This is a genomic window from Achromobacter xylosoxidans (assembly GCF_001457475.1).
In the GTDB taxonomy this organism is placed as follows: Bacteria; Pseudomonadota; Gammaproteobacteria; order Burkholderiales; family Burkholderiaceae_B; genus Achromobacter; species Achromobacter xylosoxidans.
This window is the reverse complement of sequence record NZ_LN831029.1, coordinates 5,752,663-5,779,195: the sequence shown is the minus strand read 5'-3', so window position 1 is coordinate 5,779,195 and position 26,533 is coordinate 5,752,663. Positions and strand designations below refer to the sequence as shown.

Sequence of the window (26,533 nt, the reverse complement as noted above, 5' to 3'; positions counted from 1 at the left end):
GATCGAGGGGAAGACGATGGGCATTCCGGCCTGGAAGCTGGCCGCCTGCGCGCTGCTGTGCGCCATGGGAGCGTGCCGCGCGCAGGCGGCGGTGACGGTGTATGGCATCGTGGACGCTGGCCTGGCATACATCGACAATGGCGCGCGGCACGGCGCCAGCTCGGTGGCGATGCGGTCCGGCATACTCAGCGGCTCGCTGGTCGGGTTGCAAGGATCGGAGGAGCTTGGCGAAGGCCTGCGCGCGGTGTTCCAGCTGGAGACCGATTTCAACCTGGGCAATGGCCAGGCTGCCACGTATTACGGCGATCCCGCCAGCGCCACGGCGGCCGAGCCGCGTGGGCAACCGATAGCGGGCGGTTTCAACCGGCGCGCCTACGTCGGCGTTGAGAGCCGTCATGGCAGCTTGAGCCTGGGGCGTGACTACACGCCGCTGTACTGGTCGATGGTGGAAGTCGACCCGCTGAAGCTGGCGGGTTACGGCAACATGCAGCAGATCGTGCAATTGTCGGGCACCGGCTCCGAGCGCTTCGGCCGCGCCAGCAATGCGCTGTTCTACGCTACGCCTGTGACATCGGACGGCCTGCAACTGCGCCTGATGGGCAGCTTTGGCTCGCAAGGCTGGGGCGGTCCGGACCGACGGCCGGCCGATGCCAATCGCATGTGGGGAGCCTCGGTCGCCTACTACGCCCGCGGCGGGGCCGTGCTGACCACGGCCTACCAGCAGTTGCGCCTGCCGCGCGTGGCAGGGACGCCGCCGTTCTTCACCGGGGCGGCCGGCACCCGTCACGATCTGTTGGTGGGAGGGCGGTATCCCATGGGCAACGTGACCCTGGCTGGCGGATATTTCCGGGCTTGGCACCCCGAGCCGGGGCACGATGGCGGCACGGTTTGGGCGGGCGGAGTGATCCGGTTTGCGCGCGGTGTTCTCGCGGTCAACGTCCAGCGCGCAGTGCTGCAGCAACCGGACGGCCGCGCCCGCGCCACCGTGATCGGCGCGAGTTACGTCTATCCGGTGTCGCCCAAGATCTCGTTTTACCTGTCCTATGGCCTGTTGAACAACACGGCAGCGTCCGCGCTGACGCTGGGCGGCGTGCCGCCCGCCGGCGCGGGCGCTGACGTGCGCGCCTACGGCGCGGGCATGCGTTTCATTTTCTGAAAGGCGGCGCGGCATTCCGCGCGTGCGCCAAGCCGCCGCCACGCGCGCCATCGAGCCTGGCCAGCCGCTCGCGCCAGGCCGGCGCCGCCGAGGGATTGCATGCATGAGGCGGCAGTTCACCGGCGAGTATCGCCTCCACATTGCGCACGCAGGCCGGCGCGAACGAGGCATACAGCTCCTGGGTGTGCCCGGCCATGTGCGGGGTCAGGATGGCGTTGTCCAGTTGCCGCAGCGGGCTGTCCGGCGGCAGCGGCTCCACCTCGAACGCGTCCAGCGCTGCGCCGGCGATGAGGCCGTCGCGCAGGGCCTGGTGGACGGCGGCCTCGTCGACACAGGCGCCGCGCGCGGTGTTCAGGAGGAAGGCGCCGGGCTTCATGCGCCGCAATTCGGCCGGCCCGATCAGGTGGCGGCTGCCCGGGGTGAGCGTGGTGTGCAGGCTGACGATGTCGCTGGCCCGCAGCAAGGTATCGAGCGCGACCGCTCGCACGCCGGCCGGGACCTGCGCCGGATCCAGGCGCGGGCTGCTGGCCAGGATCTCGACGTTCCAGCCGCGCAGTCTGTCGGCCACGGCGCGCGCGATGCGGCCGAAGCCCACCAGGCCGACGGTCTTGCCTTGCAGCATCCGCGCCCGCGGCGCGGCCGGGCGGGGCGCATTGCGGCGCAGCAGGTCCTCGGTGCCGCGCAGGTCGTAGCTCAGGTTCAGCATCAGCATGATGGTGGCTTCCGCCATGCTCTGGAAATTCTCCGGCGTGGCGCCGTTGGCCACCATCAGGCCGCGCCGGCCAGCCTCGGCCAGGTCCAGCGATTCGGTGCCGATGGAGGGGAACACGACGCCGCGCAGCCGCGGCGCCGCGTCCAGCACGGCGTCGTCGATCACGACGCGCGAAGTCGCGACGATGACGTCGGCGGCGCCTACGAGTTCGCCCAGGCGTTCCGGCGGCAGCACGGTCTTGCGGCCGGGCACGGCGCGCGGGCCGCGCACCACGGTATGGCCCTGCTCGCGCAACCGCTCGGCCGCCGAGTCCAGGGCCGGATCGAGCACGAAGTCAGCGGCGATGAAAATGGTGTGGGGGGAGGGCATGGACGCTCGACCTCATCAAGGGTTGGCCGGCAAGGCGGCGAAAATGCGATAGAGCTCGGGCTGTTCCTCGAAGCCGATGCCGGGCGCGGCGGGCAGCGAGGCATGGCCGTCCGCGATCGCGACTTCGCGGCCGAAGCCGCCGAACGCGCCGAACAGGCCGGGATAGGATTCCGCGCCGCCCAGCCCCAAGCCGGCCGCGACGTGCAGCGACATCAGGTTGCCGCCATGCGGCATGATGTGGGCCGCCGGCACGCCGTGGCGCCCGGCCAGCCGCACCATGCGGTGGAATTCGCCAATGCCGTAGGCCAGCGGCGGATCGGGTTGCAGCACCACCCGGTGCGGCGCCGGGCCATAGCGCAGGAAGTTCTCCGCCTCTTCCTTGGAATACAGGTTCTCGCCGCCGGCGAGCATGCCGGGATACTGTTCGCTGACGGCGCGGTAGGTGTCGAAATCGGCCGGGTCGCAGGGTTCTTCCAGCCAGCGCAAGCCGTACGGCGCCACGGCCCGCGCATATGCCAGGGCGCTGTCGCGGCCGAAAGCGCAACTGGCGTCCAGCGCCAGGTGGCTGCCGTCATGCAGCAGCGCCAGCGCGGACTCGATGCGCGCCAGGTCCTGCGCCAGCGGCAGGCCGCCGGCCTTGATCTTGACATCGCGATAGCCGGCGTCGAGATACCCCTGGATCTCGTCGCGCAGCCGGGCGCGGTCGTCGGTCGGTTTGTAGAAACCGCCGCCCGCGTAGCAGGCAATGGCGCGCGGCCGCCCGGCGCCGGCAACGCCGTAGCGGCTGGCCAGGACCTGGTACAGCGGCCGGCCTTCCAGTTTGGCGGCGGCGTCCCAGAGCGCCAGTTCCAGCGTGCCCACCGCCATCGAGCGTTCCGCGTGCGCGCCGGCTTTTTCGCGGCGCAGCAGCGCGGTCGCGACGCGGGGCGGATCGAGCCGCTGCGTATCCGGATCCAGCAGGTCGGACGGCGGCGCGGCCAGCAGGCGAGGGATGAAGCGCTCGCGCAGCGGACCGCCGCAGGCATAGCGGCCAAAGGAGTTGAAGGCGTAGCCCACCACGCGCCGACCGTCGCGGAACTGATCGGTGGCGACGGCGACGACGGTGGCCGTCATCTCGCTGAAGTCCACCCGCGCGTTGCGCAGGTCGCATTCGATCGGGATGGTCTTTTCGCAGGCATGGACGATTTTCATGGCGTGACGGGCTGGCGGTGCAGGGAGAGTCAATCAAGGGAGGCGCCGGTGCGCCGGACGATGTCGCCCCATTTCCGGTGCTCGGCGCGGATGAAGGCGCCGAACTGTTCGGGCGTTCCTTGCACGGCCGGGCTGCCGAGCCGTGCGATCTGCTCGCGCACCTCGGGCTGGTCCATGATGTCGCGCAAGGTCTGGTTGAGCCGCGAGATGACTGGCGCCGGCGTCGCCGCGGGCGCCATCAGGCCGTACCAGGCCAGCGACTCGTAGTCCGGCACGCCGGCTTCGTCCAGGGTGGGAACGTCGGGCAGCAGCGCGGAGCGCTGCTTGCTGGTGACGGCCAGGGGACGCAGGCGGCCGCTGGTCAGGTTGGGCATGGCCGAGACCATGCTGTCGATGGCGAAGTCGATCTGGCCACCCATCAGGTCGATGGCCATCGGCGCCTGGCCCTTGTAGGGAACATGCACGGCGCGCGCACCCGTGGTTGATTCCAACAGCGCGGAAGACAGGTGTTGGGGCGTGCCGTTGCCGGAAGAACCATAGGTGTAGCGGCCGGGGCTGGCCTTCAGTTCGGCCAGCAGCGCCTGCGCGTCGCGCGCCGGATTCGACTGGTTGACCAGCAGGACCAGCGGCACCGCCGCGACTTCAATGACGGGAGCCAGGTCGCGCAGCGGATCGTAGGGCAGCCTGGGGTAGAGCCACGGACTGATGGCCAGCGGGCCGCTGGAGGACAGCAGCAGCGTGTGGCCGTCGGGCTGCGCCTTGGCCACCACGTCGGTGCCGATGTTGCCACCGGCGCCGACACGGGCTTCGATAATGACGGGCTGGCCCAGCCGCGCTTGCAGGCGCGGCGCGAGGATGCGCGCCAGGATGTCGGATGGACCGCCCGCCGGATACTGGATCACGATGGTGATGGGCCGCGACGGATACGCGGACGCGTCGGCGTGGGCCGGCCGCGCCGACGCCGCGCCCAGCAGCAGCGCAGCGGCCAGCAAGCGCGGCAACGCGTGCCGCAGGCGGGTGGGGATGAGGGTCATGATGTCTCCTTGGGTCGCGCGTCCTGCGTGGGATGCGCTGTTGTGGTGGGCTTGCCTTCGTGGTGGCGCCCGGGGATCAGAGCGCGTCGATGGTGAACGACAGGCCCTGCAAGGCGTCGCCCAATGCTTGCCGTTGGCGCTCGTCCAGGGGCGTCAGCGGCGGGCGCAGGCGGTTCCAGCCGGCGTCGCCGGTGGCCTGCGCGATGGCGGCTTTCATGGCGGCGATCAGCGGATAGGCCGAGAACGCGCCGCGCAGCGCATTGAGCGCGTCCTGGCGGGCCTGGGCGTCGGCGTCGCGCCACGACCGCCACAGTTGCACGATGGGGCCGGGGTTGACGTTGGCGGTGGCGGAGATGCAGCCCGCGCCGCCCAGGCGCAGTGTTTCGAGCAACAGGGTTTCGGTGCCGGCGTAGACGCCGAAGCCCTCGGCGGAGAATTGTTCAAGGGTCCGCGTGGTGTAGGCCCAGTCGCCGCCGGTGTCCTTCATGCCCGCGACGACGACGGGATAACGCGTGAGCAGCCGTTCCACCAGCGCGTGCGAGAAGCCGACGTGCGCCACGGGCGGGATGTGATACAGGTAGACGCGCAGGCGCGCGTCGCCGACGCGCTCGATGAGTTCGCTGAAGAAGGCGAACAGGCCATCGTCGGTGATCGTCTTGTAGTAGAACGGCGGCAGGGCCAGCACGCCGGCGCAGCCGTGCGCCACCGCGGCGCGGCTCAGCCTGACCGCGTCGGGCAGCGCGCAACTGCCGGTGCCGGGCAACATGCGCGCGGCGGGGACGCCGGCCTCGACCGCGGCGTCCAGCAGGTCGAGGCGTTCGTCCACCGACAGCGAATTGCCTTCCGAGTTGGTGCCGAACATCGCCAGGCCGCAGTCCTGCCGCGCCAGCCACAGGCAGAGGCGCGCGAAGCGCCGTGGATCCGGCAGCAGATCGGCGTCGAACGGCGTCAACACGGGGGCGAGGACGCCGGGCGGGCGGGGGGCGGAGGGTTGCGGCATGGACGGTTCCCGGAAAGAAGGCGGATGCCCCATCGTAGTGGCGCCGAGGCCCGCAACGGTTGCCGAATCGCCGTGCTGGTTTGCGAAATCCGCAAATCACTCGTCGGAAAAGACGTCCCTGGGAATAAAGGCCGGAAGTACACTTTCGAGGTGATTCTCTTTGAGGAATGCGCAAACATGATCGACCTCGTCGCGCTCAAGGATTTTCTGGTCCTGTGCCAGCTCAGGAGCTTCAGCCGGGCGTCCGAACGCTGCCACGTTTCGGTGTCCGGCTTGAGCCGCCGCATCCAGGGCCTGGAGCAGTGGCTCGGCGTGCCGCTGTTCGACCGTCGCAAGGCGGCGTTGGAACCGACCGACGCGGGCCTGCGCTTGCAGGCGGTGGCGACCGAGGTGGTCTATGCGCTGGAAGGCTTGCGCAAGTCGGTCCGCACCGACGCGCGTGACCGCCAGCAGCGGATCCGCTTTTGCGCGCCCCACATCATGTCGGCGGTGTTCTTCCCCGACTGGATTCCCCGCCTGCACAGCGATTTCCGGGACGCCAAATTCAGTGTCGAGTCCGACAACCTGCCCGAGTGCCTTGCCCTGCTCGACGAAGGCGCGGCCGACTATGCCGTGGCCCTGTTCGACGCCGGCGGGGCGGTGGCGCGGCGCGTCGGCCTGTCCGCCGAGGGCGGCGGACTGCGCTGGCTGGAACTGGGCGGCGAACGCCTGGTGCCGGTCAGCGCGCCCAATGCGGCGGGCCGGCCGCTTTACGACCTGGCGCGGGCCGGCGGCCAGGCCATCTCGTTCCTGGGCTATGCGGACGAATGCCATCTGGGCTGGTCATTGCGCCCCTTGCTGGATGGGCTGGACCTGGACCTGCAACAGAGCCACAACGCCAGCCTTACCGACGGCTTGCGGCTCATGGCGTTGTCAGGACTGGGCGTGGCATGGCTGCCGCTGTCGCTGGTGCGCGGCGACCTGGACGCCCGCAAGCTGGTACGCGCGGGTGGCGCGGCGTTCGAGGTGCCGCTGCGCCTGCGATTGCTGCGCGGGGAGGCCATCCTGGCGGAGCAGGCCGAGCGGTTGTGGCAACACCTGCAGGCGTTGGCGCGGCCGGCGGCGGACGCGCCGCTGGCCGAGCTGGTCGCGGGTTGAAGCGGCATGCTTGACAGTCAACCAACCAACTAGTAGATTGGTTGCCGCATGCAGCCGTCCGGATCCGTCCGATGCGGCTCGGGCGCCAGGGCATCTTGCCCCCCGCCAGTCACCACAGTGAATTCCCATGAGTCTGGAGCTTTCCCCCCGGGCCATCGAGATCGTCGAGCAGACCAAGCTGCTGCTTGCCGCCGGTGGATACCACGGATTCAGCTATGCCGACGTATCCGAGCGGGTGCATATCGGCAAGGCCAGTATCCATCACCATTTTCCGACCAAGGCGGAGCTGGTGTTGGCGGTCGTTGCGCGGCACCGCGCGCAGGCGCGTGAAGGCCTGGCCGGACTCGATCGGCACGTCGAGGATCCGCTGGCGCGGCTTACCGCCTATACCGAGTACTGGGCCCAGTGCATCCGCGAGGGCTCGCTGCCCATGTGCATCTGCGCGATGCTGGCTGCCGAATTGCCGATGATTCCCCCGGAAATCGCCGACGAAGTGCGCGCGTATTTCGGCGAGTTGAGCGGCTGGCTGGCGTCGGTGCTGGAAAAGGGCGTGGCCACGGGCCATTTCCGTCTTCGTGATGGCGTCCAGGCCGAAGCGCAGGCGTTCATGTCCACCGTCCACGGCGCCATGCTGACCGCGCGGGCCGTCGGCGATCCCGACGCGTTCGCCTCGGTTACGCGCGCGGCCATCCGCCAACTGACCGCGCCTGCCTGACGATTCCCGCGATGCGCGCCGGCCGGCGCGCATTTTTTTGAACCATTAAACCTACCAACTAGTTGGTTGTTTTTCCTGGAGACTGCATCCATGCCTCATCCCATTTCCCCGCTGGGGGCTGCCCATACCCTCATCAGTCTCGTGCCCGCCATCGCGGGCCTGTACAGCTTCGCGCGTTATCGCGGAATCGACAGCGCGACAGTCGCCGGCAAGGTCTACCTGGGTGGATTGCTGGTGGCCGTGTTCACCGCCTTCGGATTGTCCAGCACCGGCGGATTCAACGCCGGCCATGCGCTGGGCATCCTGGCGCTGCTGTCGATCGCGGGCGCCTTGCTGGCGTCGCGCCTGCCGCCGCGCGTGCGGGCGCGGCCCTATCTGTCCCAGCTTGGGTTCTCGTTCAGTTTTTTCCTGATGTGGATTCCCGGCATTGCCGAAACGTTGACGCGGCTGCCGCTCTCGCATCCGCTTGCCGATGGGCCGCAATCGCCCTTGGTGCGTGGCGCGTTGGCGACGTGGCTGGCGCTGTTCGCGGTGGGCGTGGTGGCGCAGATGCTCTGGATCCGCGCGCAGCGCCGGCGCGAGCCCGCCATCCGAAGGGCATCGGCATGAGCGCCAAAGCCATTGATCCCATGGGCTCGGTCCGGATCGACGATGTCCGCGATCCCTACCGTGCCGAACGCCTGCGGGCACAGGCTCGGACCGAGCGGGCGAGCTTCGCGCGCACGCAGGCCGCGGCGTTGGCGCTCGCGCAGGCGGGGCGTTCGCAGGCCGCGGCAACGGCGGCATCGCCGCAACGCGGCGCGGGCGCCGGCAGGCCGGCCGTCGGCGTGCCCCTTGACCGGCTGGGCGATCAATACACTGCCCATTGCCTGCGCAATGCGATCCAGGCGTTCCACGACGCGCAGGCCCGCCTGCTGGCGCGGGGCATCGCGAACAACCAGGCTTTGCGCGAGGAACAGGCGGCGTTGCGCGCGCGTGCCGACGCGGCCAATGACCTTGGCACCATCCAGGGCCTGCTGCCGTTGCAGGCGCATCGTATCGCGGCGAGCCTGCCGTTGCTGCTGCCACCACCACTGGCGGTTGTGGCCGGCGCCGCGGGCATCTCAAAGCGCGATCGCGCTTCGAGATGGATGGGTCAGGATTCGCAGGTCCATCCCGCGGGGGCGTGGTCGGCCGAAAACCGCAGCGACGGCCAGTAGCCCGGCATGAACCAGGCCGCGTCGCGCGGCGCGAGATGCAGGACGTAGCCGCCATCGGCCGCCATCACCAGGTCGGACGGCGCAAAGCCTTCCATGAAGGCGGCGGGCGCATCGTCGGGATCGCCGGTTTCGCGGCCGGCCTGCCACAGGAAGCGCAACGCGGCGTCCAGGCGCGCCGGCAGCGCTTGCGCGATGGCGCGGGCCGATGCCAGCAGCGTGGCGGTGGCCCGAGCTTCTTCCGCCAGCAACACCAGGCGCAGCCGGCCGCCGTCGGCCGACACGCAATCCAGCCAGGTTTCCCGGGTGGGAATGCCATCATGCACGCAGGGTTGCAGCGTCGCGGATTGCGCCGTCGCCATCAGGCAGCCCCTTGGCCTTGCGGCCGCGATGATTCCCGGCGCGGCGGCGTCATGTCGCCGGACAGGCCTGCGACGTCCGCGCGTTTCACCGTGCCGCGGCGCCGGACAGGCGCTTCCAGGAATCGTTCGTGCAACTGCGTCATGCCGGCTCCGGTTCAGGGCCGCGGCGAATGGCGAAATGCCGGCGCGGTCTGCCATGATGCCATTTCCGGATCGCGCATTGAAGGCCCGCGCCGGGCAGGGGGCCGATGTATATACTCACTCGACATTTCAAGCGGCTCGTCTTCCGGCGGCCGTTCTCGATGCAAGGGGACCGTCGACAATGACAGACAAGGCCGCCAAATCCCTGTCGTTGAAGCAATTGGAACTGTTCATCGCGCTGGCGTCCTCGGACAACATCGCCAGCGCCGGCGCGCGCCTGGGGATGACGCCGTCGGCGACAAGCCATGCGCTCAAGACGCTGGAACTGACGCTGGGCGCGCCGTTGATCGACCGCAATGTCACCGGCGTCCAGCTGACCTACGCGGCGCAACAGATCCTGCCGCACGTGCGCGACGTGTTCGCGTCCCTGCAGGTGGTGCGGGCCACGGTCAGCGCCAGCGCGGGGCTGCGCGCCGGGATGCTGACGCTGGGATCGCTGGGCGCGAGTTCGTCGTTGAATATCCTTCCGCAGTTGCTGGAGATGTTCAAGGCGCGCTATCCGGGCGTCGACGTCTTCGTCACCGAAAAGCCCGATCCGGAAATGGAGCGCGCCCTGATCGAGCGCCGCATCGAGATCGGCGTGGTGGCGCTGCCCAAACCCGACTTCGATACGCTGCCCCTGGTGTCCGACGAACTCATGGTCGTGCTGCCGCAGGGGCATCCGCTGGTCAGGCTGAGCGTGATCGGCGTCAAGGACCTGGCCGCGTATCCGCTCATCATGACGCGCGCCGGCTCGCAGCCGGTGATCACGCGCATGTTCGAGCGCGCCGGCATCACGCCGCGCATCGCCCACGATCTCTCGCAGATCATGTCGATCCTGGAGTTCGTCAGGAGAGGCCAGGGCATTTCCGTGCTGGCGTCGCTGGTGTTGCCCGACCGCTACGACGGCCTGGTCTACCGGAAGATCGGCCCCGCGGTCAAAAGGCGCATCGGACTGGCCTGTCTGAACGAACGGCGGCTTTCCCCAGCCGCCCACGCATTCTGGACCATGGTGCGCGAGGCCGCGCCCGGCATGACGTTTCCGGTGATGTGACGGCGGCTCACGCGGTTGGCGCGTGTTTTTTCCGGCTGCGCGATTTGGCCAGTTTCCAGAACGCCGCGGCCGCGGGCGACAGCCGGCTTTCGTTGAGACAGGCCAACCCGACCCTGCGGGAAGTGAGGGGCGCGATCGCCTTGTAGACCACGCCGTCGTACCTGGCCGGCAGGGCCAGCGACGCCACCACCGAAATGCCTTCGCCGCGCGCGACGAAGTCGAGGATGGAGAGCATCTGCGACAGCTCGTGGGTCACTTTGAGCGAAACGTCGGCCCGGCTGAACATCCTGGCCACCAGCCCCTGTGAACCCGCATGCGTGAGGATGAAGGGGAACTGCGCCAGCCGCCCGACTTCGATCGTGTCCAGGCTGGCCAGCTCGTGCCGCGCCGGCACCACGGCCACCAGCTCGTCGTTGGCGATCGTCACGGTGTCGAACTGCGGCTTGGGCAGCGTGACGACGCCGATTTCAAGGCGCCGCTCTATCAGGTCCTGCACGATGTCCGCGTCGGCCTTTTCGAAGACCCTCAGGTCGATGCCCGGATACAGCTTGCGAAACTGCTGCAACAGCGGCGGCAACAGCCGCAGCGACGAGCTCAGGCCGAACGAGCCGATCTTCAGCATCCCGCTTTTCAGGCCGACGCTGGCGTTGGCCGTGGCCTGGATCAGTTGCAGGGCCGCGAACACGTCGCGCACGTGCGGCAGGATCTGCTCGCCCGCATGGGTCAGTTCGAGCTGCGGCGCATTGCGGTCGATCAGCAGCACGCCCAGGGTCGACTCCAGCGCGCGCAGGGCGTGGCTGGTGGCCGAGGGCGTCATGCCGATCTTGGCGCCGGCACTGGCGATGCCGTCGGCGCTGGCCAGGGACAACAGCAGTTCCAGCTGGCGCAGGGTGGGGACGTCGGGCCCGAGGGGCGAAATCATATTGAATCCAAATTCAATTGAGATTGAATCATGTGAATTCTAGACTGATTCCAACTCGTCAGGGATTCCGCCCATGTTCGCTCCCATCATCTCCGCTCTGCGCCTTTCCCCCATCCAGGTCATGGCGGAACGAACCCGCCAGGCCATCCAGCAAGGCCACAGCGTCATCGACATGACGCTCGGCGAGCCGGATTTCCCCACGCCGCAGCACATCGGCGAGGCGGCGATCCGCGCCATCCGCGATGGTGAAACCCGCTACACCCCCATCAACGGCAGCACGCGGCTGCGCGAGGCCATCGTCGCCAAGTTCAGGCGCGACAACGGCATCGACTGCTCCATCGCCGAGATCAGCGTGGGCTGTGGCGGCAAGCAGGTCATCTACCAGGCGTTCCTGGCGACCCTGAGCCCGGGCGATGAGGTCATCATGCCGGCGCCTTACTGGGCCTCCTACAGCGATATCGTCGCCATGAATGGCGGCGTGTTGCGCCCGATCACGACGTCGCCGCAGCGCGGTTATGCGCTGGCGGCGGCCGATCTGGCGGCGGCGATCGGCCCCCGGACCAAATGGCTGGTCCTGAATTCGCCCAGCAATCCCAGCGGCACCGCCTACGACCGCGCCCAACTGGCCGAATTCGCGCAGGTCATCCGCCAAAGTCCCCACCGGGATTTCTTCATCCTGGTCGACGATATCTACGAGCACATCCTGTACGACGGACGCGCCTTCCACACCCTGGCGCAGGTGGCGCCGGACCTCGCGGATCGCATCCTGACCGTCAACGGCGTGTCGAAAGCCTATGCCATGACGGGATGGCGCCTGGGCTACGCCTGCGGGCCGCGGCACCTGATCGAGGCGATGACCAAGCTGCAGATGCAGATCAATTCACACACCTCGTCCATCTCCCAGGCCGCGGCGGTGGCCGCGCTGGAAGGGCCGCAGGACGAAGTGCGGCGGCGTTGCCAGGCCTTTCAGCGCCGCCGCGACTTCCTGCATGACGCGCTTTCCGGGATCGCCGGGCTCCATACGCCGCGGCCCGAAGGCGCGTTCTACCTGTTTCCCGACGTGCGGGCCTGTCTTGGCCGCCAGGCGCCTGGCGGCGAACGCATCGCCGACGACGTGGCCCTGGCTGCCTATCTGCTCCGAGCCGGCGTCGCGGTGGTGCCCGGCTCCGGCTTCGGCATGCCGGGCTTCCTGCGGCTGTCGTACGCGACCTCGGACGAGAACCTGCGCATCGCCGCCGAACGCATGGCGTATGCCTTGGGCAACCTGACCTGAACGCCTTGCCCGATCGGCGCGGCCGGTCGGCATTCCTGCAACAAGGGGCGCGACGAGCCGACCGCATCGGCCCCGGAACCGCGTCCCGCTTTTTTCTGGATCATCCATGTCTACCGTTTCCCAGATCATCGGCCAGCGTCTTTATGAGGCGGGGTGCCGGCACGCGTTCGGCATCCCGGGAGGGGAGGTGCTGTCGGTCATGCGCGGCCTGGACGAAGCCGGCGTGAAGTTCACGCTGGTCAAGCACGAGAACTCCGGCGGCTTCATGGCCGAAGGCGCGTTTCATCGGTCCGGCGCGCCCGGCGTGCTGATCGCGACGCTGGGGCCGGGCGTCGCCAACGCCGTCAACGTGGTCGCCAACGCGCTGCAGGACCGGGTGCCGATGTTGTTCATCACCGGCTGCGTCGACGAGGACGAGGCCGCCACCTATACGCACCAGGTGTTCGACCACGCGGCATTGATGCGGCCGATCACCAAGGCATCGCTGCGCATGTCCGCCGGCGCCGCGCAGGCCATCATCGACAAGGCGCTCGCCATCGCCATGGACGACCCGCCGGGGCCGGTGCACGTGGATGTGCCGATTTCGGTGGCCCTGCAGGAAGTCATGCCCGCCAGGGGCGCGCGGCGCGTGCCGCCGGCGCCGGTGGCGCCGGCCGATACGGAGCGCTTCCAGCAAGCCCGCGCCTGGCTGGCGGCGGCCAGGCGGCCCGTGATCATCGCCGGGGTCGAGGCCCTGCATCATCACGCGCAGGCGCAGGTCGAGGCGCTGGTGCGGGAGTTGAGGATTCCGCTGATCACGACCTACAAGGGCAAGGGCATCGTGGACGAGCGCAGCGACATGGTGATCGGCGGCATGGGGCTGTCGCCATTGGCAGACCAGGTCGTGCTGCCGCTCGTCCGCGAGGCCGACGTGGTCCTGCTGGCCGGCTACGACCCGATCGAGATGCGCGTGGGATGGCGCAATGTCTGGGCCGACGACGCGCGGGTGATCGAGGTGTCCGCGACCCGCAACACCCATTACATGCACCAGTCGGCGATCTCGTTCGTCGGCGATATCAGGCACAGCCTGGCCGCGCTGGGCGCCGGGCTGGCGGGGCAGTCGCAATGGACCGAAGGCGCCGTCGCCGACATCAAGCGCGCCATCGCCGCCATCTACCGCGCCGACGAGGAATGGGGGCCGGCCGCGATCGTCGATGTGGCGCGGGCGTTGCTGCCCGCGAACACCGTGGCCTCGGTCGACAGCGGCGCGCATCGCATCCTGTTGTCGCAAGTGTGGCAATGCCATGAACCGCGCACCCTGATGCAGTCCTCGGCGCTGTGCACCATGGGCTGCTCGCTGCCGCTGGGCATCGGCGCCAAGCTGGCCGAGCCCGAACGGCCGGTGGCCGTGTTCACCGGCGACGCGTGCCTGGAAATGACGCTGGGCGAACTGGCGACGGCCCGCGACGCGCGGGCGCCGGTGATCGTCTTCGTCTTTGCCGACGAATCCCTGTCGCTGATCGAGATCAAGCAGCGCGCCAACGGCCTGCCCAACCTGGGCGTGGATTTCGCGGGCACCGATTTCGCCGGCGTGGCGCGCGCCATGGGCGGCCTGGGATTCGAGGTCGGCAGCCGCGCCGAACTTGCCGCCGCGATCCGCGAGTCGCTGGCGTCGGATCGCTTTGCATTGATCTCGTGCCGCATCCCGAGAAAGGCCTACGACGGCCGCATCTGACCGCTGTTTCGACGACCAAGCCCCTGCAAGAGGGGCTTTTTCATAACCGGAAGGGGAAAACACATGAAGCGCCGTCATTTCATCCAGGCTTGCGCGTTGTCGCTGGCCGCCGTGTCGCGGGTCCAGGCCCAGGACCGCGTCATCCGTATCGTCGTGCCTTTCGCGCCGGGGGGCTCGGCGGACCTGATCCCGCGCCTCATCGCGGGGGCGCTGGCGGAGCGCCTCGGGCAGAGCGTCATTGTCGAAAACAGGCCGGGCGCCGGCGGCGCGGTGGGCGCCCTGCATGTATCGCGCGCGGCGCCGGACGGGCTGACGCTGGGAGTGGCCACGGTCAGTACGCATGCGATCCAGCCCGCCGTCTCGGCCAGGCCCGGCTACCAGCCCCTGCGCGATTTTTCCCCCATCTCCAATCTGGCCGACGTCCCCAACATCGTGTCGATCAATCCGCGACTGCCTGCCGCCAATCTGGTGGAGTTCGTCGCGCTGGCCAGGCGCAAGGACGGCGAGCTGATGTTCGGATCGCCGGGCGTTGGCTCGCTTGGGCACATGATGGGCGAACTCCTGGCGCAGACGACCGGCGCGCGCCTGCGGCACGTGCCGTACCGCGGCGCGGGGCCGGCCTTGCAGGACGCGATCGCCGGCCACGTCGACGTGCTGTGCGATAACCTGCCGGCCTCGCTGCCGCACGTGCAGGGCGGACGCTTGCGCGCGCTGGCGGTCGCCTGGCCGGGGCGTGTCGCGCAACTGCCCGACGTGCCGACATTTGCCGAGGCCGGCATCCCGGCGCTCAACGATCCCGCGTGGTTCGGCCTGGTCGGTCCGGCGGGCATGCCCCCCGCTTTGGTGGCGGCCTTGCAGGAAGCGGTCATGGCGGCATTGAAACGGCCGGAGGTCGCCGCCCGGATCGTGGAATTGGGCGCCGTGCCGCGCGCCAATGCGCCGGAGGAATTCTCCAGGCAGATCGGCGTCGAACTTGAAAAATGGCGGTCGGTGGCGAAACGCGCCAACATTTCCCTGGAGGCGTGATGGCATCCTCTCTTCCTGATGGCCTGCACGCGGCCCTGTCGTGGCTGGAGCGGCTGGTGGCATGCGAGACGGTGTCGGGCACGGCATCGAACCTGCCGTTGCTGGGGATGATCGAGGAGGCCTTGCGCGGGCTGGGGTTCCGCATCCGCTACACCTACAGTCCGGATGGGCGGCGCGCCAACTTGTATGCCAGCCACGGCGGCGATGTCGGCGGCATCCTGCTGTCCGGGCATACCGACGTCGTGCCGGTGGCCGGCCAGGAATGGTCGCGCGCGCCGTTCGAGCTGTCGCGCGAAGGCGACCGGGTCTACGGCCGTGGCGTATGCGACATGAAGGGATTTCTCGCCTGCGTGCTGTCGGTGCTGGCGCGGCTCGACCTGAAGGCCTTGAAGCGGCCCGTGCATGTGGCCTTCACCTTCGATGAGGAGATCGGCTGCATCGGCGTGCGCAGTCTGCTGGAGGATCTGCGCGGACTCGGCATCCGGCCCGAGGCCTGCGTGGTGGGCGAGCCGACCGGAATGGCGGTGGTGCGCGCCCACAAGGGGCGGCACGCGCTGCGGTGCCGGGTGCTTGGCCGCGCGGCGCATTCGTCCCTGAGCGGCCTGGGCGTGAACGCGGCGCAAGTGGCCTGCGCCCTGGTGGCGGAAATCACGGAGCAGGCCGGGCAGCTGGCGCAGCGGGAGGTGGACGAGGATTTCTACGTGCCGTTCTCCACCATGGCGGTCTGCCGCGTGCACGCGGGGCAGGCGGCCAACGTCATCCCGGAAAGCGCCGAATTCGACTTCGACCTGCGTTTTCTTCCCGGCGTCGATCCCGATGCCGTGCTGGCGCCGATCCACGCGCGCGCGGCCGAACTGCAGCGACGCATGCGCGACAAGGTCGAGGCCTCGCGGGTCGACGTCTTCCGCCGCACCGCGGTGCCGGCGCTGGTATCCCGGCGCGACGAGGACGGCATCGTCGCGCGCCTGTTCCAGGCGGGGGCGGGCAAGGGCGGCCACGTGGCGTTCACCACCGAAGCGGGCCTGTATCAGGCCGCGGGCATCCCGACGGTGGTGTGCGGGCCGGGCGATATCGCCCAGGCTCACACCGCGGACGAGTTCATTGCGGTGGAGCAGCTGGCGTTGTGTGAGGGGGTCCTGGCGCGCCTGCTGGCGCAATGACACCGGCGGACGGAATTCAGGGTTTGCCGCCCGGCGCGCCTTCGCGCGCTGCGCGGGCCAGGCGCTGGCCGCGCAGTTCCGCCCGGCGCCGGCCGACATGCATGAGCGCCATGCCGGAAATGGCCAGGGCGGCGCCGAGGAACAGGCTCTTGCTGGTGGGTTCGTCCAGCCACAGGCTGGAGAACAGCACGCCGAACACGGGCACCAGCGTGATGTAGCCCGAAGCCGCGCCGGCGCCCAGCGCTTTGACGCCCTCGAAGTACCAGGCATAGGCGACGGCCGTGGCGCCGAAGGCCAGGGCCAGCAGGCTGACCCAGGCATCCGCCGGCGCGCCGCGCAGCGCGCCCCAGGCCGCGGTGCCTTCGAATCCGATGCTGGCCAGCAGGAGCAGCAAGGCGCCGATCACGGTGGTGACCGTGGTGGTGGTCAATGCGTCCACGCCCTTGAGCACCAGCCGGCCGATCAGCGTGTACGCGACCCAGCAGGCCACGCAGCCCAGCAGCAACAGCTCGCCGATGCCGACCGAGCCGGGCAGGGCGGCGCTCGGTCCGTTGCCGCTGATCGCGATGTAGGCGCCGATGGCCGACAGGACCATGCCCGCCAGGATCGCCGGGTTCAGGTGCTCCCTGAACAGGATGGCCGCCAGCAGCAGCGTGGCGCCGGGATTGAGCGTCACCACGATGGCGGCCTTGCCGGCCGGCACCAGCTGCAGGCTCAGCATGAAGAAGGTCGAGTAGCCGAATACGCCCGCCATGGCCGCGGCGGCCAGGCCGAGCCACTGGTTGCGCGTCAGTTTCTTCAGGTCGCGCAGCGCGGACGCGCGATGCATCCACAGCACCAGCACCACGCTGGCGAACAGGAACCGCAGGCTGGCCGCGGCCAGCGGGGCCATCGCCTGCGCAACGACCTTGCCCCAGGACCACGACGCGCCCCAGAGCGCCGCCATGCCGACCAGGCGCAGGTGCGTGGCCATCAACGTATTTTTCATTTGTGCTTCGAAGGTGAGGAGGCGGTGGCGGCGAATCGGGACGATGCAAGCGTAGTGCGTCGTGGTGGCGTTGGCAACGTCAATTCGCGCGGGGCGTTCTTGAAAAAAATCTCAATTGAAGGTGAAGGGACCGAATTCTAGACTGCCTCGACATCAATCGTGGAGACAGGCATGCAGTCGATGATCCCCGGCGCGCTCGACGGCGTGCGCATTCTTGACCTTTCGCGCATTCTGGCCGGTCCCAGCGCCACCCAGCTGCTGGGCGATCTGGGCGCGGACGTGGTCAAGGTGGAGAAGCCCGGGGAGGGCGATGATACGCGCAAATGGGGGCCGCCCTACGTTGTCGGCAAGGATGGCCGCGACACGGACGAGAGCGCCTACTACCTCAGCGCCAATCGCAACAAGCGCTCGATCGCCATCGACATGGCCACCGAGGACGGGCGCGCGCTGCTGCACCGCCTGCTGGCCCGGGCCGATGTGCTGGTGGAAAACTACAAGGTCGGCGGATTGGCCAGGCATGGACTGGACTATCCCAGCCTGCGCCAGCGCTATCCCGGCCTGGTGTATTGCTCGGTCACCGGCTTCGGCCAGACCGGCCCCTACGCCCGGCGCGCAGGCTATGACTTCCTGATCCAGGGCATGGGCGGCATCATGAGCCTGACCGGCGAGACCGACGGCACGCCGATGAAGGTGGGCGTCGGCATCGCCGACGTCATGACGGGCATGTACGCGGCGGTCGGCATCCTGGCGGCGTTGCGCCATCGCGACGCGACCGGAGAAGGGCAGCAGATCGACATTTCGCTGCTGGACAGCCAGATCGCCTGGCTGGTGAACGCGGGCACCAATTACCTCGCCAGTGCAGAGGTCCCGAAGCGGCTGGCCAACGGCCATCCGAACATCGTGCCGTACCAGGTGTTCGAGACGGCCGACGGGCCGATGATCCTGGCGGTCGGCAACGATGGGCAATTCCGGCGTTTCTGCGAGGTCGCCGGCATCGAAGCGGTGGCGCGGGACGAGCGCTACGGCACCAACGTCGCGCGGGTCCGGCACCGAGAGGCCGTGTGTGAAGCCGTGCAGGCGGCGCTGCGCACCCGCCCGCGCCAATACTGGCTGCAATCGCTGGAGGCCGTGAACGTGCCGTGCGGACCGGTCAACGATCTGCGCGAGGTGTTCGAGGATCCGCATGTGCAGGAACGCGGCGCCCATCTGCGCATGCCCTGCGACTGGGCGCGCGATGGCGCGGTGAGCCTGCTGGCCAACCCCTTGAAGCTGTCGCGCACGCCGGTGTCGTACCGGCGTGCGCCGCCGCGCCTGAACGAGCACGTCGACGAGATCCTGCGCGATTGGGGCGGCGGCGCGCGGGCATAGCGCCCGCGGCCGCGGGCCGGTATCCGAAGCAGAAGCAATCAGGCCCCGATCCGAGGGCCGATCCACCAGAGGAGACAGACATGGACAGGAGACAGTTGTTGTTGCTTGCCGCGGCCGCCCCGTTCGGCAGGGCGCTGGCCGCCAGCGGATACCCCTCGCAGACGATACGGCTGGTCGCGCCGTATGCGCCGGGCGGCACCGTGGACATTCTTTCGCGGCAGCTGGCCGAGCCACTGCGCGCCGGATTGGGCCAATCGGTGATCGTCGAGAACCGTGGCGGCGCGGGCGGGACCCTGGGCGCGGACGCGGTCGCCAAGGCCAGGCCGGACGGCTACACCATTCTCTTCGGGGCGGTGCACCATGCGATCGCGCAGTCGGTCTATCCGAAGCTGGGCTACGACATCCGCGAGATGTCCGCGGTGGGTTTCCTGGGACGGGTCAATCACGCGCTCATCGTCAACAAGGACCTGCCGGCCGGCAATGTGGCGGAACTGGTCAGGCTGCTGAAGGCGGACCCGGAGAAGTACAGCTACGCCACCCCGGGCGCCGGCACCATGCAGCACCTGATGGCGGAGTACTTCAAGAGCGTGACCGGCACCCGGATGATGCATGTGCCGTATCGCGGCTCGGCGCCGGCCATCGTCGACATCATCGCCGGCAACGTGCACATGATGTTCGAGACCATGCCGTCGGCCATCCAGCACATCCGGGCCGGCAGCGTCCGCGCCATCGCGGTTACGTCCAAGGACAGGTCGGCCAGCCTGCCCGATGTCCCCACCGCCGCGGAAAGCGGCGCCGAGAACTACGACGCGACCAGCTGGTACGGCATCTATGCGCCGCCCGGCACTCCCGCGGATACGGTCGCGTCGCTGAACCGGGCCGTCAACGGCGCCTTTGCAGACGCGCCGTTCGCGCGGCGATGGGTGGAGCTGGGCGCGGACGCCGGCGGCGGCACGCCCGCCGAGCTGGCGCAGTTGACCCGGGCCGAGGTTGCGCGTTGGGCGCAAGTCGCGCGCAACGCCAACATCAAAGTGGGCTGAGCGGCGCGCGCTGCGCTTTTTTTTCAGCGGCAATCAGGAGAAATCATGGTGGTACTTTCGAAGGAACAAGTGGCGCTGCGGCAGCGCGCCCGGGAGCTGGCCCAGCAGGCGTTCAAGCCGACCGCGGCGCACACCGACCAGAGCGAGCAGTATCCGTGGGACAACGTGCGCCAGCTGTGCGACCAGGGGTTCATGGGGATGACCATCCCCCGTGAGTACGGCGGCCAGGGGCTCGGCCACCAGGACACGATCATCGTGGTCGAGGAAATGGCGAAGGCGTGCGCGACCATGGGCCGGATCACGGTCGAGGCCAACATGGGCGCGATTGGCGCCATCATGCGGTACGGCACGCATGAACAGAAGCAGCGGGCCGCGGCCTGCGTGCTGGCGGGCGACAAGCCGGCCATCTGCATCTCGGAGCCGCAGGCGGGCAGCGCCGCCAGCGAGATGGCGACGCGGGCCGTGCGGCATGGCGACGACTATCTCATCAACGGCGAGAAGTACTGGATCACCGGCGGCGGCGTTTCGCGCCTGCACCTGATATTCGCCCGCGTCATCGAAGACGGGGGCGACCAGGGCATCGGCGCGTTCATCCACATCAAGGACGATCCCGCCCTCCAGGACGGGCTGGCGGTCACGCAGCGGTCCTACGCCATGGGGGTCAGGGGCATCCCGGAGACCTATCTGCGCTTCACCGACCTGAAGGTGTCCAGGTCCATGCTGGTCGTGCCGCCCGAAGGACTCAAGCGCGGGTTCGCGGGGTTGATGCAGGCATACAACGCGCAGCGCGTCGGCGCCGGCACCGTGGCGCTGGGCATTGCGCAGGGCGCTTTCGAAGAGGCAGTGGCATACGTGAAGCAACGCCACCAGTTCGGCCGCCCCATTGCCGAATTCCAGGGCTTGCAGTGGATGATCTCGGACATGGCCATCCAGCTCAACTGCGCGCGGCACATGCTGCACGCCGCGGCCAACAGCGGCACGCCGGAGACTTTCGGTTTTCCGGACATCTCGCTGGCCGCGCAGGCCAAGATCGTGGCGGCCGAGACCGCGCAACGCGTCACCAACGACGCCTTGCAGCTGCATGGCTCGTCCGGCTATGGGCGCGACCTGCCGCTGGAACGCCACGTGCGCGACGCGCGCATGTTCACCATCGCGGGCGGCACCGCGCAGATCCTGCGCACCCAGGTGGCGTCATCGATCCTGGGGATGAAGCTGCCACAGACGCGCGACGGCTATATCCGGGGGCGGTGACGGCATCGCGGTCCGGCCCGGGCCTGGCGGGATTTTGTTGCAATTGTCATGGATTGCCGCCCGGCCCCTGGCATAACGGTGTTGAATCTGTCGCGGAACAGATACAGGGAGTCTGCCGTGCCGATAGCGTTCGACCCGATCGAGCTGGGATTCATGGAGACGCTGCGCGCGCAGCCCGCGTTCGCGGGCTGGAGGAAGCGGCGCAAGCGCTGCCTGTGGCGGGCATTGGGCGATGTCGAGCAGGGTGTGGAATTGCTGCGTTATCGCGAGTCGTTCGAGAATCGCCAGCTGGTGTCGCTGGGGCTCTATGTGTCGGTGCCATGCGAACGCGAATGGCCCGTCTACGTGCCGCCCGAGGTCTGGTCCAAGGGGCGGCTGTATCGCCGCGCCTGCCTGGTGCCGGGCCAGGGGCTGGTCGCCGAGGCGACGCTGGGCAGCGGCGCCGTCCTCGCCCTCTGCTCTGCCAAGGATCTGGCGCAATGGCTGGACACCCTGCCGGCCGATATCGAGCGGCATGTCGCGCCATGGTTCAGGCAGTATGACACCCTGGCCACCGCCTCGTATGAATACGAGATCCCGCGTTGGCGCCTGCAGCAGGCCGGGCTGGTTCCATAGCGACGCGCGGCCACGCCGCCATGCGCCAGGCGCTGCGCGCCGCTTCTTCGCGGCACGGTGTGCGGCCATGCTGGTCGGCGGCGCTGGCCGCGGGGCCTTCGCTTCCGGCGGGCTGCCGGCCTTGTATGACTGGATGACAGTGCTGTGGGTATCATTGATTCCCTTGGCGTTGGCGCTGGCCACATTGGCGGCCAGCATCGCTGGCGCGCGGCGGCCCGGATAGCCTTTCGCGCGGCCGCGCCATCCCCCGATTTCAGCAACAGGAGTCCCCATGATTCGTCCGCATGCGCCCAGCCGCATCCTTTTCGCCCTGGCCGCCATGCTTGCCGCCGCCGGCAGCCAGGCCCAGGATCGGCCCGCCGTGCTCAAGGCGCTGGAGACGCGCGGCCTGCGCGTGGTGCAGGAATTCAAGGTCGACGGCAACCTGCGCGCCTTCGCCGGCGTGGCTGGCGACCAGCCCGTGGCGATCTATGTCACCCCCGATGGCAACGCCATCGTCGGCGCGCGCCTGGATGCCCAGGGCAAGCCGCTTGACGATGCCAGGATCGAGGCCCTGGTCAGCAAGCCGATGGGCGACCAGGCCTGGGCGCAGCTGGAAAAATCGACGTGGGTGCTCGACGGCCAGAAGGACGCGCCGCGCATCATCTACACCTTCAGCGATGCCAATTGCCCCTATTGCCACAAGTTCTGGGAAGCCGCGCGTCCGTGGGTGGATTCCGGCAAGGTGCAATTGCGGCATGTGCTGGTGGGCGTGATCCGGCAGGACAGTCCCGCCAAGGCCGCCGCCATCCTGGGCGCCGCCGATCCGTCTGCCGCGTTGATCGAGAACGAACACAAGTTCGACAAGGGCGGCATCACGCCTGCCAAGAGCGTGCCCGACAACATCGGCAAGATCCTCGACGACAACCAGGCGCTGATGGTGTCGCTGGGCTTTCGCGGCACGCCGGGCATCGTCGTGCGCGACGACAGCGGCGCGCTCAAGAAGTACAACGGCATGCCGCAGGCCGGCAAGCTGGCCGAGGTGTTCGGGCCGCGCTGACGCGGCCGCGCCTGGTTCAGTACGCGCCGGCGGGCAGGACGTCCGCGAGATACGCCCCGGGGTCCGGCGCCGGATTCAGCATATGCCGTACCCAGGCGTCGCGCTCGTGCGCGGTAACCACCAGTTCCCAGACGCAGGCCAGCGCTGGCACCTGCACCGGCGCGTAATGGCCGGGACGCGCGAGCGGCGCCGACAGCATGCGCTGGCAGGCGATGCCGCCCGTGATCCACCAGTCCACCAGCAGCCATACGGCTTCCTGGCCCACATGCACCATGCAGAAGCCCAGGCCATGGCTGCGGGCGTCCTGCGCGTGTTCGGCCAGCGCCGCGCCCGCGGCCGCGCGCGCCGCGGCGGCGAGCGCGGCATCCAGCAAGGGCGCCGGATGGCGCGCATCGTGATGAATGGCGTAGGCCTTGAGGATGTGGCCGGCCAGATTCCAATTGCCCAGTGGTTCGAAGCGCCGCGGCAGATAGGGTTCGGGGGGATGGGTCATGAGAGCCGGCCGGTGGAAGGACGAGGCCATTCTACTTTGCCATCGGCCAAGGACAGTTACCGCTACTCACCACTTCCTGTCTTTTGCGAATAGCCCTGCGATACCATCGAAGCATCCGGCCAAGCCTGGCGGTCGCCGGATCAGGCGGCTCTTTCCTACAGGAGAACCCTTGCAACTCGACCCGAGTTTGAAATTCCTGCCAGATCAGGGCGAGGTCGCGCGGCATCTGCGGCAACTGGATTGGGACTCGACTTCGATCGGGCCGCCCGCCCTGTGGCCGCAGAATCTGCGCACGGCATTGAGCCTGTGCCTGAGTTCCCGCTTTCCCATCCTGCTCTGGTGGGGCGAGGATTTCAGCGTCCTGTACAACGATGCCTATGTTCCGTTCCTGGGCGCCCACAAGCATCCGGCGGCGCTTGGCCGGCCCGGGCAGGAATGCTGGAGCGAGATCTGGCCCGAAATCGGCCCGATGCTTGCGGGTGTCTATCGCAGCGGCCAGGCTACCTGGTCCTACGACGAGGAATACTATTTCGACCGCCACCTGCCGCGCGAAGAAGTCTACGTCACCTTCACCTACGGCCCGATCCTGGCGGCGGACGGCGTCACCGTCCAGGGCGTTTTCTGCCCCTGCACCGAGACCACCGAGAAGATCGTCAGCGCGCGGCGTCTGGAAACCTTGCGCGAGCTCGGCGCGCAGCCGGTGCCGGCCGCCGGGCCGGCCGCCACGGCGGGGCGTATCTGCGATGTGCTGGCGCGCAACCCGCGCGACGTGCCGTTCTGCCTGATCTATCGATGCGGCGACCCGGACTTCGAACTGCTTGCCGCGACCGGCGTGAATGCGCAGTCGCGCCCGGCAGCCCACTGGCCCCTGGCTGCCGTCGCCGGCAATGGCGAACCGCAGACCGTGGCGCTGGCGTCGTTGGGGCTGGCATTGCCAGGCGGGCCCTGGCCCGATCTGGCCGCATGGGCGCGCATCCTGCCGTTGCGCTGGACCGCTGACGGCTCGGTCTCGGGCGTCATGGTGCTGGGCGTCAGTGCGCGGCGGCCGCTGGATAGCGCCTACCGCGACTTCCTCGACCTGGTCGCCCAGCATTCGGCCAGCGCCATCGCCAGCGCCGTCGCCTATGAGCAGGAGGCTCGGCGCGCCGAAGTTCTGGCGGAGCTGGATCGCGCCAAGACCATTTTTTTTTCCAACGTCAGCCACGAGTTCCGGACGCCGCTCACGCTGATTCTCGGACCGCTGCAACAGGCGCTGGCGCAGCCGTCGGCAGGCCTGGAACGCGAGACGCTGGAACTGCTGTTGCGCAATGCGCTGCGCCTGCAGAAGCTGGTGAACTCGCTGCTGGATTTTTCGCGTATCGAAGGGGGCGGCATGGTGGCGCGGCTGCAGCCCACCGACCTGGCCCGCGCCACCCAGGAGCACGCCAGCGCGTTCCGATCGGCGATGGAGAGCGCGGGGCTGGCCTTGTCGGTACAGTGCGACGCGGTGCCCACCGTGCTCATCGATCGCGACTGGTACGAAAGAATCGTGCTGAACCTGTTGTCCAACGCGTTCAAGTACACCTTGCGGGGATCGATCGACGTGGCCTTGCGCGACAGCGGCGATGAGGTGGTCCTGTCCGTGCGGGATACCGGTGTCGGCATCGCCCGCTCGGACCTGGCCAATATCTTCCAGCGCTTTCACCGGGGCCAAAGTCCGGCGGCCCGCAGCCACGAAGGCTCGGGTATCGGGCTGGCGCTGGTGCGTGAATTGGTCAAGCTGTTGGGCGGCGCCATCAGCGTCGATAGCGAGCCGGGCGTGGGCAGCGTGTTCACGGTCACGCTGCCCAAGAAGCAGGCGAGCGCGGCCGATGGCAAGGTCGCCCACGAACCCGTCGCGGGCAATGCCACGATGCAGGCCCGCCAGGAAGCGTCGCGCTGGCTGGCCAACGCATCCCCGGCGCTTGCATCCGCGGGCGCCGCCAATCGCCCGCGGATCCTCTGCGCTGACGACAATGCCGATCTGCGCGAGTACCTGCGCAGCCTGCTCGCCGCTGATTACGATGTGCGCATTGCCGCCGATGGCGCGACAGCCCTGCGCAGCGCGCGGCAGGATCCGCCCGACCTGGTGATCACCGACATCATGATGCCTGGCATGGACGGGCTGACCTTGCTGCAGGCCCTGCGCGGCGATGCGCGGACGCGGACCGTGCCGGTGATCCTGCTGTCGGCGCGCGCCGGGCAGGAAGCGCGCGTCGAAGGCCTCGATGCGGGCGCCGACGATTATCTGGTCAAGCCATTCTCGCCCGCCGAATTGCAGGCGCGGGTTGGCGCGCATTTGCGGTTGGCAATGTTGCGCCAAGAAACCCAGGCGGCATTGCGTGACGCCAACGAACGCAAGGACGAGTTCCTGGCCATGCTGGCGCATGAACTGCGCAACCCGCTGGCGCCGCTGCACAATGGACTGCACCTGTTGCGGCATTCGGAGGTGGACGCCGCCGGCACGGTGCGCGTCCATGAGATGCTCGCGCGCCAGGTCAGCCACATCGCGCGGCTGGTGGATGACCTGCTGGACATCGCCCGCATCAACAGCGGCAAGATCCTGCTGCGCAAGGCGTCGGTGGACCTGGTGGAGCTGCTGCGCAACGCGCTGGAGGCAAGCCGCGGACCGATCGAGGCGGCCGGTCACACCGTGAGCGTGACCCTGCCGGAGCAACCGGTGATGATGCAGGCCGATGCGGTGCGACTGACGCAAGTGGTCTCCAACCTGCTCAACAACGCGGCCAAATATACCGACCGGGGCGGCCATATCATCCTGAAGGGCACGCAGGATGCGGCGGGCGAATTCATCCTTTCGGTGCGGGATAACGGACGCGGTATTCCGGTGGATATGCTGACACGTGTCTTCGAGCCTTTCGTGCAGGTCGATGGCCGGCGCGGGTCGGGCGGCCTGGGCGTGGGGCTCACGCTGGTGGCGCGCCTGGTGGCGTTGCACGGAGGCAGCGTGAGGGCGGCGAGCCAGGGACCCGGAACGGGCTGCGAGATCGTCGTGCGCCTGCCGGTGCAGGCCGCGTCGCCGCGCCAAGTGGCGCCGCAAGGCGGCCAGGCCGCGCCCAGGCAGAAACTTGGTCGTATCCTGGTGGTGGACGACAACACCGATTCCGCGGACACGACCGCCATGGTGCTCCAGGCGTTCGGCGCGCAGGTTGGGGTTGCGCGCGACGGCCGGCAGGCGCTGGCCATGCTGGACGAGTTCGCGCCGGCCGTGATGCTGGTGGACATCGGCATGCCGGGAATGGACGGCCACGAGGTGGCGCGACGGGTACGCTCGGCGCCGTCGGGCCAGGGCGTCGTGCTGATCGCCATGACGGGGTGGGGCCAGGACGAGGATCGGCGCCATTCCCACGAGGCCGGGTTCGACCATCACCTGGTCAAGCCGGTGGATTTTGCGGCGTTGGAACAACTGCTGGTTTCGCTGGCGCGCCGGCGGCAGCGACGGGGCCCGGCGGGGCTTGATGGCGGCGCGGCCGCTATCCAGGTCGGGAAAATTAGATAATAA

24 protein-coding genes are annotated in these 26,533 nt (G+C 68.7%); 16 read left to right on the top strand and 8 right to left on the bottom strand.

Translation table 11 applies throughout. The features are described from left to right. Nucleotides 1-16: 16 nt before the first annotated feature. A complete protein-coding gene (locus AT699_RS26125; protein ID WP_020926432.1) occupies nt 17-1,156 on the top strand; it encodes a porin in 1,140 nt (379 codons plus the stop codon). On the opposite strand, the gene AT699_RS26120 is transcribed toward AT699_RS26125, so the two are convergent. The 4 genes from AT699_RS26120 to AT699_RS26105 all read right to left on the bottom strand — a co-directional run bounded on the left by AT699_RS26120 (nt 1,146) and on the right by AT699_RS26105 (nt 5,462). Further along, a complete protein-coding gene (locus AT699_RS26120; protein ID WP_024070358.1) occupies nt 1,146-2,237 on the bottom strand; it encodes a 2-hydroxyacid dehydrogenase in 1,092 nt (363 codons plus the stop codon). The two genes, AT699_RS26125 and AT699_RS26120, sit on opposite strands and share 11 nt — an antisense overlap. A 15-nt stretch (nt 2,238-2,252) precedes the next feature. Further along, entirely contained in the window at nt 2,253-3,428 is a 1,176-nt protein-coding gene (locus tag AT699_RS26115; RefSeq protein WP_020926434.1) for an enolase C-terminal domain-like protein, read from the bottom strand. A gap of 29 nt (nt 3,429-3,457) precedes the next feature. Next, nucleotides 3,458-4,462, bottom strand: a complete 1,005-nt coding sequence (locus AT699_RS26110) for a Bug family tripartite tricarboxylate transporter substrate binding protein (RefSeq protein WP_006385994.1) — start codon at nt 4,460-4,462, stop codon at nt 3,458-3,460. A 76-nt stretch (nt 4,463-4,538) separates the two neighbouring features. Then, nucleotides 4,539-5,462 carry a dihydrodipicolinate synthase family protein gene (locus tag AT699_RS26105; RefSeq protein WP_058207484.1) on the bottom strand — a complete coding sequence of 308 codons (924 nt, stop codon included), beginning with the start codon at nt 5,460-5,462 and terminating at the stop codon, nt 4,539-4,541. A gap of 177 nt (nt 5,463-5,639) precedes the next feature. Here AT699_RS26105 and AT699_RS26100 point away from each other — a divergent pair, with 177 nt between their 5' ends. The 4 genes from AT699_RS26100 to AT699_RS26085 all read left to right on the top strand — a co-directional run bounded on the left by AT699_RS26100 (nt 5,640) and on the right by AT699_RS26085 (nt 8,513). Continuing rightward, nucleotides 5,640-6,599, top strand: a complete 960-nt coding sequence (locus AT699_RS26100; protein WP_024070356.1) for a LysR family transcriptional regulator — start codon at nt 5,640-5,642, stop codon at nt 6,597-6,599. A gap of 127 nt (nt 6,600-6,726) precedes the next feature. After that, a complete protein-coding gene (locus tag AT699_RS26095) occupies nt 6,727-7,314 on the top strand; it encodes a TetR/AcrR family transcriptional regulator (protein ID WP_024070355.1) in 588 nt (195 codons plus the stop codon). 90 nt (nt 7,315-7,404) lie between these two features. Continuing rightward, nucleotides 7,405-7,923, top strand: a complete 519-nt coding sequence (locus AT699_RS26090) for a hypothetical protein (RefSeq protein WP_006385998.1) — start codon at nt 7,405-7,407, stop codon at nt 7,921-7,923. After that, nucleotides 7,920-8,513, top strand: a complete 594-nt coding sequence (locus tag AT699_RS26085; RefSeq protein ID WP_058207483.1) for a hypothetical protein — start codon at nt 7,920-7,922, stop codon at nt 8,511-8,513. Before AT699_RS26090 ends, AT699_RS26085 begins: the two co-directional genes overlap by 4 nt. On the opposite strand, the gene AT699_RS26080 is transcribed toward AT699_RS26085, so the two are convergent. Further along, on the bottom strand, nt 8,450-8,872 hold the full coding sequence (locus tag AT699_RS26080; protein ID WP_024070354.1) for a hypothetical protein: 423 nt from the start codon (nt 8,870-8,872) through the stop codon (nt 8,450-8,452). The two genes, AT699_RS26085 and AT699_RS26080, sit on opposite strands and share 64 nt — an antisense overlap. Nucleotides 8,873-9,194: 322 nt before the next feature. Between AT699_RS26080 and AT699_RS26075 the strand changes: the two genes are divergently transcribed. Continuing rightward, the gene (locus AT699_RS26075) at nt 9,195-10,106 is read left to right on the top strand and encodes a LysR family transcriptional regulator (protein WP_024070352.1); all 912 of its coding nucleotides are present in this window, start codon (nt 9,195-9,197) and stop codon (nt 10,104-10,106) included. Nucleotides 10,107-10,113: 7 nt separating this feature from the next. Here the strand turns inward: AT699_RS26075 and AT699_RS26070 are convergent, their stop codons facing one another. After that, nucleotides 10,114-11,028, bottom strand: a complete 915-nt coding sequence (locus tag AT699_RS26070) for a LysR family transcriptional regulator (RefSeq protein ID WP_006386002.1) — start codon at nt 11,026-11,028, stop codon at nt 10,114-10,116. Nucleotides 11,029-11,101: 73 nt separating this feature from the next. On the opposite strand from AT699_RS26070, the gene AT699_RS26065 reads away from it, so the two are divergent. The 4 genes from AT699_RS26065 (at nt 11,102) to argE (ending at nt 16,201) form a co-directional block, all read left to right on the top strand. Further along, nucleotides 11,102-12,301, top strand: coding sequence for a pyridoxal phosphate-dependent aminotransferase (locus tag AT699_RS26065; RefSeq protein ID WP_024070351.1), 1,200 nt, complete (start codon nt 11,102-11,104; stop codon nt 12,299-12,301). 106 nt (nt 12,302-12,407) lie between these two features. Next, nucleotides 12,408-14,015, top strand: coding sequence for a thiamine pyrophosphate-binding protein (locus tag AT699_RS26060; protein WP_006386004.1), 1,608 nt, complete (start codon nt 12,408-12,410; stop codon nt 14,013-14,015). 63 nt (nt 14,016-14,078) lie between these two features. After that, nucleotides 14,079-15,041, top strand: coding sequence for a Bug family tripartite tricarboxylate transporter substrate binding protein (locus tag AT699_RS26055; RefSeq protein WP_024070350.1), 963 nt, complete (start codon nt 14,079-14,081; stop codon nt 15,039-15,041). Further along, complete coding sequence (argE, locus tag AT699_RS26050) at nt 15,041-16,201, top strand: acetylornithine deacetylase (RefSeq protein WP_024070349.1); 1,161 nt, start codon at nt 15,041-15,043, stop codon at nt 16,199-16,201. Before AT699_RS26055 ends, argE begins: the two co-directional genes overlap by 1 nt. A 16-nt stretch (nt 16,202-16,217) precedes the next feature. On the opposite strand, the gene AT699_RS26045 is transcribed toward argE, so the two are convergent. Beyond that, entirely contained in the window at nt 16,218-17,189 is a 972-nt protein-coding gene (locus AT699_RS26045; protein WP_035182098.1) for a DMT family transporter, read from the bottom strand. Between the two features lie 171 nt (nt 17,190-17,360). Between AT699_RS26045 and AT699_RS26040 the strand changes: the two genes are divergently transcribed. From AT699_RS26040 to dsbG, 5 genes are all read left to right on the top strand, one after another. After that, nucleotides 17,361-18,557: a CaiB/BaiF CoA transferase family protein gene (locus AT699_RS26040; RefSeq protein WP_024070347.1), complete on the top strand. Its 1,197-nt coding sequence runs from the start codon at nt 17,361-17,363 to the stop codon at nt 18,555-18,557. Between the two features lie 80 nt (nt 18,558-18,637). Further along, nucleotides 18,638-19,597, top strand: coding sequence for a Bug family tripartite tricarboxylate transporter substrate binding protein (locus AT699_RS26035; RefSeq protein ID WP_024070346.1), 960 nt, complete (start codon nt 18,638-18,640; stop codon nt 19,595-19,597). A gap of 45 nt (nt 19,598-19,642) precedes the next feature. Next, entirely contained in the window at nt 19,643-20,848 is a 1,206-nt protein-coding gene (acdA, locus tag AT699_RS26030) for a 3-sulfinopropanoyl-CoA desulfinase (protein WP_024070345.1), read from the top strand. A 117-nt stretch (nt 20,849-20,965) separates the two neighbouring features. Next, nucleotides 20,966-21,463 carry a hypothetical protein gene (locus AT699_RS26025; RefSeq protein ID WP_024070344.1) on the top strand — a complete coding sequence of 166 codons (498 nt, stop codon included), beginning with the start codon at nt 20,966-20,968 and terminating at the stop codon, nt 21,461-21,463. A gap of 271 nt (nt 21,464-21,734) precedes the next feature. Continuing rightward, on the top strand, nt 21,735-22,502 hold the full coding sequence (gene dsbG / locus AT699_RS26020; RefSeq protein WP_024070342.1) for a thiol:disulfide interchange protein DsbG: 768 nt from the start codon (nt 21,735-21,737) through the stop codon (nt 22,500-22,502). Between the two features lie 16 nt (nt 22,503-22,518). On the opposite strand, the gene AT699_RS26015 is transcribed toward dsbG, so the two are convergent. Then, on the bottom strand, nt 22,519-22,995 hold the full coding sequence (locus AT699_RS26015; RefSeq protein WP_058207482.1) for a hypothetical protein: 477 nt from the start codon (nt 22,993-22,995) through the stop codon (nt 22,519-22,521). 169 nt (nt 22,996-23,164) lie between these two features. Here AT699_RS26015 and AT699_RS26010 point away from each other — a divergent pair, with 169 nt between their 5' ends. Continuing rightward, nucleotides 23,165-26,530, top strand: coding sequence for an ATP-binding response regulator (locus tag AT699_RS26010; RefSeq protein ID WP_024070340.1), 3,366 nt, complete (start codon nt 23,165-23,167; stop codon nt 26,528-26,530). Nucleotides 26,531-26,533 lie beyond the last annotated feature (3 nt).

What these genes read in the sequence shown, in the direction of transcription:
- AT699_RS26035 (WP_024070346.1), top strand. Translation starts at nt 18,638, where the DNA reads ATGGACAGGAGACAGTTGTTGTTGCTTGCCGCGGCCGCCCCGTTCGGC.
- AT699_RS26055 (WP_024070350.1), top strand. Translation starts at nt 14,079, where the DNA reads ATGAAGCGCCGTCATTTCATCCAGGCTTGCGCGTTGTCGCTGGCCGCC.
- AT699_RS26015 (WP_058207482.1), bottom strand. Translation starts at nt 22,995, where the DNA reads ATGACCCATCCCCCCGAACCCTATCTGCCGCGGCGCTTCGAACCACTG.
- AT699_RS26100 (WP_024070356.1), top strand. Translation starts at nt 5,640, where the DNA reads ATGATCGACCTCGTCGCGCTCAAGGATTTTCTGGTCCTGTGCCAGCTC.
- AT699_RS26045 (WP_035182098.1), bottom strand. Translation starts at nt 17,189, where the DNA reads ATGAAAAATACGTTGATGGCCACGCACCTGCGCCTGGTCGGCATGGCG.
- AT699_RS26075 (WP_024070352.1), top strand. Translation starts at nt 9,195, where the DNA reads ATGACAGACAAGGCCGCCAAATCCCTGTCGTTGAAGCAATTGGAACTG.
- acdA (WP_024070345.1), top strand. Translation starts at nt 19,643, where the DNA reads ATGGTGGTACTTTCGAAGGAACAAGTGGCGCTGCGGCAGCGCGCCCGG.
- dsbG (WP_024070342.1), top strand. Translation starts at nt 21,735, where the DNA reads ATGATTCGTCCGCATGCGCCCAGCCGCATCCTTTTCGCCCTGGCCGCC.
- AT699_RS26065 (WP_024070351.1), top strand. Translation starts at nt 11,102, where the DNA reads ATGTTCGCTCCCATCATCTCCGCTCTGCGCCTTTCCCCCATCCAGGTC.
- argE (WP_024070349.1), top strand. Translation starts at nt 15,041, where the DNA reads ATGGCATCCTCTCTTCCTGATGGCCTGCACGCGGCCCTGTCGTGGCTG.
- AT699_RS26120 (WP_024070358.1), bottom strand. Translation starts at nt 2,237, where the DNA reads ATGCCCTCCCCCCACACCATTTTCATCGCCGCTGACTTCGTGCTCGAT.
- AT699_RS26080 (WP_024070354.1), bottom strand. Translation starts at nt 8,872, where the DNA reads ATGGCGACGGCGCAATCCGCGACGCTGCAACCCTGCGTGCATGATGGC.
- AT699_RS26060 (WP_006386004.1), top strand. Translation starts at nt 12,408, where the DNA reads ATGTCTACCGTTTCCCAGATCATCGGCCAGCGTCTTTATGAGGCGGGG.
- AT699_RS26070 (WP_006386002.1), bottom strand. Translation starts at nt 11,028, where the DNA reads ATGATTTCGCCCCTCGGGCCCGACGTCCCCACCCTGCGCCAGCTGGAA.
- AT699_RS26110 (WP_006385994.1), bottom strand. Translation starts at nt 4,462, where the DNA reads ATGACCCTCATCCCCACCCGCCTGCGGCACGCGTTGCCGCGCTTGCTG.
- AT699_RS26105 (WP_058207484.1), bottom strand. Translation starts at nt 5,462, where the DNA reads ATGCCGCAACCCTCCGCCCCCCGCCCGCCCGGCGTCCTCGCCCCCGTG.
- AT699_RS26040 (WP_024070347.1), top strand. Translation starts at nt 17,361, where the DNA reads ATGCAGTCGATGATCCCCGGCGCGCTCGACGGCGTGCGCATTCTTGAC.
- AT699_RS26090 (WP_006385998.1), top strand. Translation starts at nt 7,405, where the DNA reads ATGCCTCATCCCATTTCCCCGCTGGGGGCTGCCCATACCCTCATCAGT.
- AT699_RS26115 (WP_020926434.1), bottom strand. Translation starts at nt 3,428, where the DNA reads ATGAAAATCGTCCATGCCTGCGAAAAGACCATCCCGATCGAATGCGAC.
- AT699_RS26085 (WP_058207483.1), top strand. Translation starts at nt 7,920, where the DNA reads ATGAGCGCCAAAGCCATTGATCCCATGGGCTCGGTCCGGATCGACGAT.
- AT699_RS26125 (WP_020926432.1), top strand. Translation starts at nt 17, where the DNA reads ATGGGCATTCCGGCCTGGAAGCTGGCCGCCTGCGCGCTGCTGTGCGCC.
- AT699_RS26095 (WP_024070355.1), top strand. Translation starts at nt 6,727, where the DNA reads ATGAGTCTGGAGCTTTCCCCCCGGGCCATCGAGATCGTCGAGCAGACC.